Source organism: Pedobacter sp. MR2016-19 (genome assembly GCF_014947265.1).
Lineage (GTDB): Bacteria > Bacteroidota > Bacteroidia > Sphingobacteriales > Sphingobacteriaceae > Pedobacter.
This window is the reverse complement of sequence record NZ_JADCNK010000023.1, coordinates 1-12,817: the sequence shown is the minus strand read 5'-3', so window position 1 is coordinate 12,817 and position 12,817 is coordinate 1. Positions and strand designations below refer to the sequence as shown.

Genomic DNA, 12,817 nt, shown 5'->3' with positions numbered 1-12,817 from the left:
AAGCGTTTGGCGGTTAGCGATAAATCCACGCTGATCGCCAAACGCTACACGTATTAGTTATTCGTATTTCAAAGCATCAATCGGGTTAGCCTTGGCCACTTTAACCGATTGCAAACTCACCGTTAGAACTGCAATTACAAGGGAAATCAGGATCGCCAGCAGAAAGGGTAGAAATGAGATGGCAATACGGTACTCAAAAGCGGAAAGCCATTTATTGATAATAATATAGGCTAAAGGAAATGCGATCATATTTGCAATGGCTACCAGTTTTATAAAATCTTTATTTAGCAATACGAGGATATTGCCTGTGCTGGCACCTAAAACCTTACGGATACTGATTTCTTTTTTACGTTGCTCTGCCATAAAAAGTGCCAGGCCTAATAATCCTAAACAAGAAATAAAAATGGCAAAACCACCAAACCAGTTTGAAAGTGAACCTAGAATTTTTTCATTTTTAAATTTCACTTCAAAAGATTCGTTCACAAATTTGCGGTTAACAGGATAATTGGGTTCCATTTGCTTTACTATATCATCAATTTTAGCCAGTGATGAACTGATGTTTTGATTTGGATTTAAGCGCGCAATGATAACCCTCGCATCATACTTTCCATTTGCCCTAAAAATCATTGGGGATACTCTTTGGTAAACACTTTCTACCACAAAATCTTTTACAATACCAACTATTGTTAGCTTTTTATCACCCCAGAAAGTAATTACTTTGCCAATCGGATTTTTTAATTGCATCATTCGCACAGCCGCCTCATTTAACAATACGCTGGCTGTATCATTAGGAAATTTCGCAGAAAACTCCCTGCCACTAATCATCTTGGTGCCAATCGTTTCAACAAAATCATACCCTATTGTTCTATGGTTAAAAGAAATTTTCTCATTCGGATTTTTACCTTCCCAGTCTATACCCGTTGTATTGTCTCCTCCTTCAGTAAAATCTGTACTAAAAGAAGTAACATGAGTTGTTGCACCAGCTGCTATAAGTTGTGTTTTAAGCAATTCTAACTTAGCTGCATCGTTCATTTTACCAACTACTGCTATCTGAATTAAATTGGATTGATCATAACCAATAGGCTTGTTTTTAACATAATTAAGTTGCTGATAAATTACTGCTGTGCAGATAATTAAACTTGCGGCAAAAACGAATTGACCAACCACTAGTACTTTTCTCACCGAAGTGGATGAGTCTGATTTAAGGGTGAAACCTTTTAACACTTTTATCGGCTCGAAAGAAGACAGATAAAGCGCCGGATAACTACCCGCAATTAATCCGGTTAAAATCATTAGCCCCACCAGTGTTAACCAAAACAGGCCGTTATGATAATCTATTGTTAATTTAATATCTAACAAACTATTAAAATATGGTAAACTAACCTCAATTAAGATAAAAGCTAAAACTGTGGCGATAAATGTGATGAGCAGGGATTCTAAAAAAAACTGGTTAATTAACGATTTACGTGTTGATCCAATTGCTTTACGAACGCCAACTTCCTTTGCCCTGCGCTCTGAGCGTGCTGTAGATAAATTCATAAAATTTACACAGGCAATTAACAAGATACAAAAGGCCAGCAATAAGAATATTTTAAGCTGGTCTATTTTTCCACCTACCGATTTACCGTTAACAAAATCATCGTATAAGTGCCATTTGGTTAAAGGATGTAATAAAGCTACGGACGTATTATCTTTCTGATTGCGTTTGTAGATCCCATGCATCAAATCATTTGCATTAGTAAAAAAATTATTATCCTTTAACTGAACAAGCGTTAAGCACATATTATTTCCCCAATTGCCTTCCTTCATCCAGGGTTCTCGTTTTTCGAACAATGCCCAGGGCATGATGCATTCAAAAGTTAAACTACTATTTGCTGGTGCATCTTCTATTACCGCTTCAACCTTTAATGCTTCCTGATTTTCCAGCTTTACAGTCTTATTAATAGGATCTTCGTTTCCAAATAATTTTGTTGCAAAAGATTTGGTCAGAATAATGGTATTTACATCTTTTAAAACCTGTGCTGAATTACCTTCAAGAAATTTATAATCCAATATTTTAATAAAATTTTGGTCGGCAAATATTGCACTGCTATTTATTTTATTATCACCAACGGTAATTAATTGTTTTCTCGGATAAGTAGTGTGTGAGGCATATTTAACGCCAGGGATTTTTTCCTGCACTTCTTTAGCCATCACATTTGGTGTCCACGCCCAGCTAAAAGTTTTACCACTTGCCTCCATGTTTTGGTAAACAACATACGTTTTATCGTGATTGGAGAATTGTTTGTCGTAACTCCACTCGTAAGCGACATAAAGTAACAAAACCATACAACTGGCTAAGCCAATGGCTAAACCCCCGATGTTAATCAAAGAGAAGCCCTTGTTTTTCCAAAGGTTACGTAAGGCTATTTTAAGGTTTAATTTGAACATATTGTTATTGTTTGGAGATAGGTGGTTAGCGTGTGGCGTTCAAAATGCCTATCTGGTGTTTTTTACTATTTCGCCCTCCCAAATCTTCCCATCCAGGAAGATTTTTGGGCAGACTTATCATTAACTAAACTAAAATCTTTTTTTATAAGGTGTAAGGTTTAGGGGCTGAAGGTTTAAGGTGGACTAACCCTTACGCCTTAAACCTTTTACCCTAAGCCTCTATATGAGTTCTTCGTTCCTGCTTTTATTGATCTTCTCCGATATTACATGTCCATCTTTCAGGTTGATGATTCTGTTCGAAAAACTGGCATCATGACTAGAGTGGGTAACCATTACAATGGTAGTCCCGGTTTCGTTCAACTCGCAAAGCAGTTCCATTACTTCGTTACCATGCGAGCTATCCAGGTTTCCGGTCGGCTCATCGGCAAGAACCAGTTTTGGTTTGGTTACCAAAGCCCTTGCTACTGCTACACGCTGCTGCTGTCCACCCGATAATTGTTGCGGAAAGTGACCACTTCGGTTTACAATATTCATTCTTTCGATAATTTCGTTCACCAATTTCTTGCGTTCTGGGGCAGGAATTTTATTATAAATTAAGGGCAGTTCGATGTTTTCGAAAACCGTTAATTCATCAATCAGATTGAAATTCTGAAAAACGAATCCCATATTTCTTTTACGGAAATTTGAACGCTCTCTATCATTAAGCGTTAAAAGTTCTGTATCGATAAATTTGTAGCTTCCACTTTCAGGCTTATCCAATAAACCCATTACATTTAACAGGGTAGATTTTCCGCAGCCTGATGGACCCATGATGGAAACAAATTCGCCTGATGCCACGTGAAGGTTAATTCCGTTAAGTGCAGTAGTTTCTACTTCTTCTGTTTTGTAAACTTTTTCCAGATTTTCTATTTTAATCATAGCTTTTTAGTATATAGTACCAGGTATCAAGACCTGATTATATTGTTAATTTATTGTCTATTTGGTTAATTGACGCTAAATGTCTAACGCCAACCCTATTTATTAATCTCCACCTGATCGTACTGGTTAAACTGATCGTAAGATGAAGTAATTACTTCGTCGCCTTTTTGCAAACCGTCCAAAATTTCATAGTACAGATAGTTTTTCCGACCGATTTTAACATTTTTCTTGGTGGCTTTACCATTGTTTACTACAAATACCCAAGAGCCGCCTGTACTCTGGAAAAACTGTCCTTGTGCCAAAAGCAATGATTTGCTGTTATCCGATAATGTCAATTTGGTCTGTAATGATAAACCACGGCGTAAACCTTCAGGTGCAGCACCTTTAAATACCATTTCTACCTGAAACTGGCCCGCAGTAACCTCTGGAATTACTTTACTTACGGTTAAGTTATAAGTTTTACCATTAAACTCACAGCTAGCAGTTTGTCCTTCTTTTACACGATTAATATAATATTCATCAACTCCTGCCTGAAGTTTATAACCTTGTAACACGTCGATCTTTCCGATCATTTCGTTAGAATTATATGATTTACCAATTACAGGATCGTAAGATGACAATTTACCAGATACCGGAGCTTTGATCGTCATATTTTCGATGTTTTTACGGATCATTTCCAAACTTTCGTTCATTTGTCCCATCGATTGATCAATCTGTGCCAGTTGCATTTTACGGCTTTGATTTTCCTGTTTAACTGCCTGACGCACAATTTTAAGCTTGCCCTGGTAATATTCAAAATCCTGACTGGATTTGTTAAATTCTTGTAGCGTAATTACTTTTTTGGCGAAAAGTGAACTATCTAATCTATACTGACGGGTTGCTGTTCTTAAGCTATTTTCTACATCTAAAACATCCTGATTTAAAACCCGCTGATTTTGCTCTAAATCCAACCGCGATTTCCGCAACTGGTTAATCTGCTCGGTAGCAGCAGTTTGACTAGAGGTATAACTCAACATCGCATTTGAATTGGAGATTCTTAATAATGGCGTTCCTTTCACAACCGAAGCCCCATTCTCAGTAAAAATTTCTGCTACCGTACCCCCTTCTGACGAACTTACAATTACCGAAGTTAAAGGCACTACACTGGCGTTTAATAGCACCACATCTTCAAAATCGCCATATTCTACTTTACTGATGGTTAATTTATCGGCATCGGCACTGTAAACTTTTTTGAGGGACAAAGTATAGCCATAAATTACAACTGCTACAAAAGCAATTGCACCACCAATAATAATTAAGGTTTTAGTGCTAAATCTTTTTTTCTCTATTTTCTTATCCATGTGTTCGGTTGTACTGTTCGATTTCCCTTATGCCAAGCTTGTGCCAAAACCTAAAAACACATTTAAAATACTAACAATCAAAATGTTAAAAGTTTTTATTATTTTTATATGTTCATTATCGAACAGTTGATGTGCGGGAGCGGACAGTTTTATTACTTTTGCCTCTCCACTTGATCCCCTCTCCTAGAGGAGAGGGGGCAGGGAGGAGATAGTAGGGTGCAGAAAGAGAAGGTTAGAAACAACAACGTAAAAACAAAACCATTATCTTTAATAGGTTAAGATTAATCTGTAAGATACGGAGGAACATAAAAACAACCTATTTCATGGTGCCAATTCGAAATTATTTGAATTTTCAAAGGCACTACGAAAGAATCAAACGGAGACTGAGGAAATCATTTGGCAATGTTTGAGAAATAGAAAACTTTTAAATTTTAAAGGCAGCATCCATTACATCAATATATTGCAGATTTTTACTGCCATGAGGCTAAATTAATCATTGAAATTGACGGAGGAATACACAACAATCCCGAAAATCAAGAATATGATCAAAATCGAACTATTGAACTTATGAAGATTGGTATAACTGTAATCCGGTTTACGAATGAAGAAGTAAATAATAGCTTGGATAGAGTTATAAACCCTATTAAAAGCTACCTTTCTCCTTAAAAGGAACGCAAAAAATTACACCCAACAAGGACGATGGGTTCAAAACACAGAAACACAATTCCCTCTCCTGCAGGAGAGGGAAAGCAAAAAAGAATAAAAATATACTAACTTTAATAGGGAGAGGTTATGCTAGACGCCACAGTTTTAATTATCGATGACGACGACGATATCCTGCTTAGTGCCCGTTTGTTTTTAAAACAGCAGGTTAAGCAGGTAATTACCTGTAAATCGCCTAAAGAAATCAATGTTTTACTAAGCAAAAATGAAGTAGATATCATCCTGCTTGATATGAACTATCAAAAAGGTGCAAGTGACGGTCGTGAGGGATTATATTGGCTCGAACACATTTTATCTATTGATAAAGATTATGTAGTCATTTTAATGACAGCCTTTGGAAATGTTGAACTTGCGGTTAAAGCAATTAAAAAAGGTGCGACAGATTTCATTTTAAAACCCTGGGAAAATGAAAAACTTTTCGCCACCATTTCTGCGGCCTCAAAACTACGGGAATCGACCAGAAAAGTTAAAAAACTCGAAAAAATACATTCTTCCTTGCAAAAAGACCTTACCCGTGGTTTTGAGAATATCGTTGGTCAGGCTGATGGCATTAAACACTTACAGGCCACTTTGGTTAAAGTTGCACCTACTGATGCAAATGTATTAATTTTAGGAGAAAATGGTACCGGAAAACAGGTTTTTGCTTATGAAATTCACGGAAACTCGCAGCGCAAAAATCAGGTTTTTATGCATGTTGATTTAGGTTCCTTGAACGAAAATTTGTTCGAAAGTGAGCTTTTCGGTTATGCCAAAGGTGCTTTTACCGATGCAAAAGAAGATAAACCCGGACGGTTTGAACTGGCAGATGGAGGAACAATTTTTTTAGACGAGATTGGAAATTTAACGCTACCGCTTCAGGCCAAATTATTAAGCGTTTTACAGAACCGTACGGTTACCCGTTTGGGCGAAAGTAAAGAACGTAAAGTAAATGTACGCTTAATCACCGCCACCAACATGCCACTAAACGAAATGGTAGCAAAAAACACGTTTCGACAAGATTTACTTTTCCGTATCAATACTGTTGAACTCCTATTGCCTCCATTACGGAAACGTGGAACCGATATTTTATTGTTAGCGAATCATTTTATGCAGGTTTTTAGTTCAAAATATCACAAAGAAATCCGTAAATTAAGTCATAAAGCAGAAGATGTACTTTTAAATTATAAATGGCCGGGCAATGTGCGCGAATTGCAGCATGTTTTAGAACGTGCAGTAATTATGAGCGACGGAAACGAAATTTCGGAAGATGATTTACAGTTAAGTCCGCAGCGTTTTGCACAGAACAATTCAATGCCCGACGAAATGGCGCTCGAGGATATGGAAAAAATGATGGTGCAAAAAGCCATTGATAAACATAAAGGAAACATATCAAGAGCTGCAGCCGAATTGGGTTTAACCCGCGCAGCACTGTATAGAAGAATTGAGAAATTTGGAATCTAAGCTGAAAGCTAAAAGACCAAAGCTTAAAGCTTTAGTCTTTCGCCTTTAAGCTTTCAGCTTTAAAAACATGTTTTACCAACGCTTTACCTTCCGTTTAATATTCCGCCTGCTGATCATCAATCTGCTGGGCTATCTCCTGTTTTACCTGATTAAAAATACTCAACTCTGGTTTACTATAATAGGAGTTGCACTGATTTTTTTGGGTACTATTATTTCACTTTACTATTATATCAATCAGATCCGGTCGGATATTAACCGTTTTATCTTAGCTGTTAAAACGAGAGATCATACCTTGAACTTTAAAAATAAAGTAACGAGGGGAAGCTTTCCTGAATTATACGAATCGTTTAGTGATATTTTACAGGTGCACAAGCAGATCAGATTAGAACAGGAAGCCATGTTTCAACTGATTAAAACCATTTTAGAACAGGTTCCGGTTGGTGTAATCGTAGTGAACAATACAAAAGAAGAAAAAGATGAGGAAATTGCCTTTTTCAACCAGGCTGCGTCAAACCTTTTGGGTGTACCCGCTTATAAGTACTGGCACCGGTTAAAACAGCATCTCCCGGCATTTGGAACAGAAATAGAGCAAATTTTAACGGGCGGAAAGCGGTTTTTGGAACTAAAAATCCAGGATAAACTGATCCAGTTATCAACAGAGGTAATCCCCTTAAACCTTTACGGGAAAAATTATACCATCATCAGTTTCCAGAATATTAAAGATGAAATTGAGCAAAAAGAAACTGAAGCATGGAACAGGTTAATCGGCGTTATTTCGCACGAAATTTTAAATTCCATCACACCCATCAGCTCATTATCAGATACAATCAATAAAATGGTAACCGATAAAAAGAACTTGACCGAGGATGAAATGGACGACCTTAAAACAGCGCTACAGACTATCCAAAGGCGTTCATCGGGTTTATTGGATTTCGTAAAAGATTATCGCTTAATTGCCGAACTGCCTACTCCAAACCTCGAATCGCACACCATTGGTGAAATATTAAAGCACATTAAAGTTTTAATGCAGCCATTTGCAAAAGTTAAAAATGTGGTGCTGGATGTAGAACAGACTTCCTCAAAAATCACCGTTCAGCTGGATCTGAAATTAGTAGAGCAAGTATTGATCAACCTGATTACCAACAGCATTTATGCAGTCGAAAATAAGGAAATGCCTTATATCAATGTAAATTACCGTTTAGAAAACACTAAACTGTATATTGATGTTACCGATAACGGAAAAGGTATTGATGCCAGTGATCTGGAAAAAATATTTGTTCCATTTTACACCACCAGGAAAAACGGATCGGGAATTGGATTAACGATTAGCCGCAACATTATGAAGATGCATAGAGGCAGTATCGAAGTAATTTCTACTCCTGAAAGTGGTACCACTTTTTCATTGGTGTTTAACTACGTTTAATCATTTGAATGTTTTTTTGACCTAAAAATTCAAACAAAACCAATTTGATATGCTTTTAAAGATATAGATACATCAAATACAAGCATGAAAACAGTTATAATATCGAACAGACTACCCGTTAAAATCATCGAAGAGAACGACGAATACACGTTTATTCCCAGCGAGGGTGGCCTTGCTACCGGACTTGGCGACGTGTACAAATCAGGCAACTCCATCTGGATCGGATGGCCAGGAATCGAGGTTCCGGAAGAACGTCAGGAAGAAGTTACACAAAAACTCGCTGCATTAAACCTCTATCCGGTTTTCCTCACCCAAAACGAAATCAATTTATATTACGAAGGCTTTTCAAATGAAGTATTGTGGCCGGTATTCCATTATCTGGTTACTTACGCACATTATGAACAAAGTTATTGGGACTGCTACCAATCTGTTAATGAGAAATTTGCAAAAAGTGCCATGCAGGTATTGGGCAGAAAAGATAAAATCTGGATTCAAGACTACCAATTACTCCTTCTACCGGGTATTTTGAGGGAAAAACTCCCTAATGCAACCATCGGTTTTTTCCAGCATATTCCCTTTCCATCATACGAAATATTCAGGTTAATTCCCTGGCGCGAAGAACTTTTAAATGGACTTATAGGTGCTGATTTAATCGGTTTCCATACTTTTGATGATGTTCGCCACTTTATTAGCACGGCAACACGCTTACTCCCCGTAAATTCATCATCAAACGTACTCAATAGCAACGAAAGGCAGATTGTGGTAGAAGCTTTCCCGATGGGAATTGATTATGATAAATTTTCGAGCTTAACTGCTACCGAAAAGGTGAAAAAAGAAATTGATTATTTCAGGACCGGAAAAGAAGAGATGAAAGTAATCCTTTCTATCGACCGCCTGGATTATAGCAAAGGTATTTTGGAACGGTTAAAAGCTTTAGAACTTTTGCTTCAGGTCCATCCCGAGTATATAGGGAAAATAGAACTTTTTATGATTGTCGTACCTTCTCGCGATACGGTACCTCAATATAGTGAGCTAAGGGACCAAATTGATCAGTTTGTAGGTAATTTAAATGCGCGTTACCGATCTATTAACTGGATTCCGGTTAATTATTTTTACCGTTCCTTCCCTATTGAAGTGTTATCGGCACTTTATGCCTCAGCCGACATCTGTTTGGTTACGCCGATGCGTGATGGCATGAACCTGGTAAGCAAAGAATACATTGCCAGTAGGAACAATAATGACGGTGTTCTTATATTAAGTGAAATGGCCGGTGCTTCTAAAGAATTAACCGATGCCGTAATCGTTAACCCCAACAACCTTGGTGACATTATGGAGGCCATTGTAACTGCATTAAAAATGCCTTTGGATGAGCAACAGCAACGAATGATAGCCATGCGGGCAATTGTAGAAAAATTCAATGTGAAACATTGGGTAAACAATTTTATTTTAAGATTAAACGAAGTGAAAGATTCTCAAAAATCGTTACTAACGAAACATGCGGTAAATACCATTAACGAAGTAATTGCTGCAAAATATGCCAAAACAACCGACAGGGTACTGTTTTTGGATTATGATGGTACACTGGTAGATTTTACCGGAAATATTGATGATGCCTCTCCTGATGATGAACTTTACGATTTAATAGAAAATCTGACCATTGATAACGCTAATAAAGTAGTGATTATCAGCGGAAGAAGACATGAAACTTTAGAACAGTGGTTTGGGCATTTAAAGGTAGACCTGATTGCAGAGCATGGGGCCTGGCAAAAATCGTACGGAGATAAATGGAACAGCCTGCCATTACTCACCGACCAATGGAAACAGGAAATAAAGACTTTATTAGAAACATACACTGACCGCACTCCAGGATCGTTTATTGAAGAAAAAAGCTACTCCTTAGTTTGGCACTACCGAAAAGCAGAAGAAGGATTAGGCGATTTAAGGGCCAATGAAATTATCAGCCACATGAAAATACTTGCTGCAGATAAAGGCTTGCAATTGATGCCGGGCAATAAGGTAATTGAGTTTAAAAACATGGAGGTTAACAAAGGCAAAGCAGCCTTAAATTGGCTTTACGATAAGAAACCAGATTTTATTTTGGCGCTTGGCGATGACCATACCGATGAAGATATTTTCAGGGTATTACCAGATGATGCTTTTACCATCAAAGTTGGCAATAACATTTCGGAAGCCAAGTATTACCTCAATGATTTTAGAGAGGTCAGAAAGCTGCTTTGGAGTTTGGTGAAGGAAGAATTTGTGGAGCGGAGTTAACTTCTCGGTAGCGTCATCCCCAGCTCGATTGGGGATCTTAATGCTTATTGCTTTAAGATTCCCGTATGCACGGGAATGACGTAACTTAAATAGAAATATTTTTATAAAAAGGTCTGTGTCCTACAGACCTTTTTATAATAGCTTTGGCAACTTTAATATGCGTTGTGCACGTTAAAGTTGTCAAAGCTTTTTTACGAAATAAATCGTCATTTCGAGCAGAGTACAACGCAGTCGAGAAATCTATATTGAGAAATCTTGCTAGATAAATCTCTCCATTCCACTGCGTTCCAGTCGAGATGACGATACTTTTACGATCTTACAAAAATATCGGTCTGTCCAGTTTAATGGCAATACGGTAAGCCGCATTCATTAAACCCACATGGCTATAAGCTTGTGGGAAATTTCCCCACTGGCTGCCTGTTTTAGCATCAACATCTTCGCTAAATAACAGCAGATGGTTACAATACTTAATAATGTTTTCAAATTCCTTAATCGCTTCATCAGTACGTCCTACGCAAGCCAACGCTTCCACATACCAGAAAGCGCAGATTAAAAATGTTGTTTTCGGCTTCCCGAAATCATCAGCATGCAAGTAACGATAAAACAGTCCGTCTTCAGTTTTCAATTCTTTTTCCAAAGCAATTAAATGATCCTTTGCCCGATCAGAAGCCGGATCAAGATAATTCATCATAATCAATTGTAAAGTACTCGCATCTAAATGTGGACTTCCAACGGCATTGGTATAAACTTTTCTTTCCGGATCATAACAAGCTTCAATGTGTGCCGCAGCCTTATCGATTAAAACCTTTGCCCGTTTTTCAAAATCTTCATTCCCTATAGTTTTAGCCATTTTTAAAGCCGCCTGCGCTCCTGCCCATTGAAATAAGTTACTGTAACAATGTACATTGGCAATATTTCTAAATTCCCAAATTCCGGCATCCTTTTCGTCAATGGTGCGTTCAATTTTAGAAAGTACACTTTCAATCCACTTTACTGAATCGCTGCGTTCAGAAAAAACAAAACGGTGATCGGTATAAAGCGGTAACATTGAAATTAAAACCTGTCCATAAATATCATTTTGAATATGTTCGTAAGCCTGGTTTCCTATCCTGATTGGTTGCTCGCCTTTGTAGCCTTCTAAATGACTTAGCGTATGTTCGGTAATTTGCCTTTCTCCTGCAATACCGTATAAAGGTTGGTAGCGTGTATCTTCCGCATGAGAAATATCAGAAAGGTAATTGAAATACTTCTCCATTTCTTCAAAATGACCGATATGATTGAGTGAAGTTAATACATAATGTGAATCTCTTAACCAGCAATAGCGGTAATCCCAATTTCGCGTGCTACCCGGCGATTCTGGTAAACTGGTGGTACTTGCGGCAATAATTGCCCCAGTATCTTCGTATTGGTGAATTTTTAAAACCAAGGCCGATCGGATGACAAAAGGTTGGTAAAAACCAGCAATAGAGGAATGTTTAATCCATAAGCGCCAATAAGAAATGGTTTCACGAAGAAAATTTTCGGCCGTACTCACTACAGGCGCTTCAAGGTTTTGTCCGTAAGTCATAACGAGGTATTTTGCCTCATTTAGTACAAATGCCTTTTCATCTATGATATAGGTAAGCGACACATTGGTGCTTAAACGAATATTTTCATCACAGCCCAGATAATCAATGTGATTACTGCCCCGGCTAGATTTCATTTTACCTTTTCCGTAGTCACAAACCGGCTCGCATTTAATGGTGATGCGTGGATTACCCTCCAAAGGTTCGATCTTTCTGATCAACATTAGTGGTTTAAAATAGCGATCGTATAGGCGAAAACGTGGTGCAAAATCTGTAATCCGGTATTTCCCGTCTTCAGCTGTAATTTCTGTCCTTAAAACATTGGTATTTTCGATATAATATTGATTTGAACTGAATTCACCCTGTGGTAAAATCGAAAACTCCCCTCCTTTTTTCTCGTCCAATAAACTCCCAAAAACAAACGGACTATCGAAACGTGGCCAGCAAAGCCATGAGATATCAGTATTTTTATTTACGTGTGCAATGAAAGCGCAATTTCCTATAATTCCTGTTTGATAAAGGTGCTGTTCGGCCATAGACTATATTTTTTATTTATTTTACTAACAAGCCGATGGGAAAAAAGTTAGGGAGAAAATTTAAAAAAGCCTTTAAAATGATTAAGAGTATGTTTTTTTTTTGAAAATGTAAGGTCCTACTTCAATCACTTAATTACAGCCCTGCTATCGTTCCAAGTCCTCGCTCCT

General features: G+C 37.6%; 7 protein-coding genes and 1 pseudogene. 4 read left to right on the top strand and 4 right to left on the bottom strand.

Features of this window, described 5'->3' with window-relative positions:
* Positions 1-57: 57 nt before the first annotated feature.
* The 3 genes from IM793_RS21190 to IM793_RS21180 all read right to left on the bottom strand — a co-directional run bounded on the left by IM793_RS21190 (position 58) and on the right by IM793_RS21180 (position 4,688).
* Positions 58-2,430, bottom strand: a complete 2,373-nt coding sequence (locus tag IM793_RS21190; protein ID WP_193424825.1) for an ABC transporter permease — start codon at positions 2,428-2,430, stop codon at positions 58-60.
* A gap of 219 nt (positions 2,431-2,649) precedes the next feature.
* On the bottom strand, positions 2,650-3,348 hold the full coding sequence (locus IM793_RS21185; RefSeq protein WP_193424823.1) for an ABC transporter ATP-binding protein: 699 nt from the start codon (positions 3,346-3,348) through the stop codon (positions 2,650-2,652).
* A gap of 95 nt (positions 3,349-3,443) precedes the next feature.
* Positions 3,444-4,688 carry an efflux RND transporter periplasmic adaptor subunit gene (locus tag IM793_RS21180; protein ID WP_193424821.1) on the bottom strand — a complete coding sequence of 415 codons (1,245 nt, stop codon included), beginning with the start codon at positions 4,686-4,688 and terminating at the stop codon, positions 3,444-3,446.
* 352 nt (positions 4,689-5,040) lie between these two features.
* Between IM793_RS21180 and IM793_RS25065 the strand changes: the two are divergent.
* The 4 genes and pseudogenes from IM793_RS25065 to IM793_RS21160 all read left to right on the top strand — a co-directional run.
* Positions 5,041-5,354 (top strand): annotated as a pseudogene (locus tag IM793_RS25065) (endonuclease domain-containing protein); the annotation flags it as partial.
* A 126-nt stretch (positions 5,355-5,480) separates the two neighbouring features.
* Positions 5,481-6,851, top strand: coding sequence for a sigma-54 dependent transcriptional regulator (locus IM793_RS21170; RefSeq protein ID WP_193424819.1), 1,371 nt, complete (start codon positions 5,481-5,483; stop codon positions 6,849-6,851).
* A gap of 67 nt (positions 6,852-6,918) precedes the next feature.
* Positions 6,919-8,274 (top strand): PAS domain-containing sensor histidine kinase, encoded by a 1,356-nt coding sequence (locus IM793_RS21165; RefSeq protein WP_193424817.1) that lies wholly within the window; start codon positions 6,919-6,921, stop codon positions 8,272-8,274.
* 84 nt (positions 8,275-8,358) lie between these two features.
* On the top strand, positions 8,359-10,548 hold the full coding sequence (locus tag IM793_RS21160; RefSeq protein ID WP_193424814.1) for a bifunctional alpha,alpha-trehalose-phosphate synthase (UDP-forming)/trehalose-phosphatase: 2,190 nt from the start codon (positions 8,359-8,361) through the stop codon (positions 10,546-10,548).
* Positions 10,549-10,864: 316 nt separating this feature from the next.
* Here the strand turns inward: IM793_RS21160 and IM793_RS21155 are convergent, their stop codons facing one another.
* Complete coding sequence (locus IM793_RS21155) at positions 10,865-12,649, bottom strand: glycoside hydrolase family 15 protein (protein WP_132401178.1); 1,785 nt, start codon at positions 12,647-12,649, stop codon at positions 10,865-10,867.
* Between the last annotated feature and the right edge of the window lie 168 nt (positions 12,650-12,817).

What these genes read in the sequence shown, in the direction of transcription:
- IM793_RS21190 (WP_193424825.1), bottom strand. Translation starts at nt 2,430, where the DNA reads ATGTTCAAATTAAACCTTAAAATAGCCTTACGTAACCTTTGGAAAAAC.
- IM793_RS21185 (WP_193424823.1), bottom strand. Translation starts at nt 3,348, where the DNA reads ATGATTAAAATAGAAAATCTGGAAAAAGTTTACAAAACAGAAGAAGTA.
- IM793_RS21180 (WP_193424821.1), bottom strand. Translation starts at nt 4,688, where the DNA reads ATGGATAAGAAAATAGAGAAAAAAAGATTTAGCACTAAAACCTTAATT.
- IM793_RS21170 (WP_193424819.1), top strand. Translation starts at nt 5,481, where the DNA reads ATGCTAGACGCCACAGTTTTAATTATCGATGACGACGACGATATCCTG.
- IM793_RS21165 (WP_193424817.1), top strand. Translation starts at nt 6,919, where the DNA reads ATGTTTTACCAACGCTTTACCTTCCGTTTAATATTCCGCCTGCTGATC.
- IM793_RS21160 (WP_193424814.1), top strand. Translation starts at nt 8,359, where the DNA reads ATGAAAACAGTTATAATATCGAACAGACTACCCGTTAAAATCATCGAA.
- IM793_RS21155 (WP_132401178.1), bottom strand. Translation starts at nt 12,649, where the DNA reads ATGGCCGAACAGCACCTTTATCAAACAGGAATTATAGGAAATTGCGCT.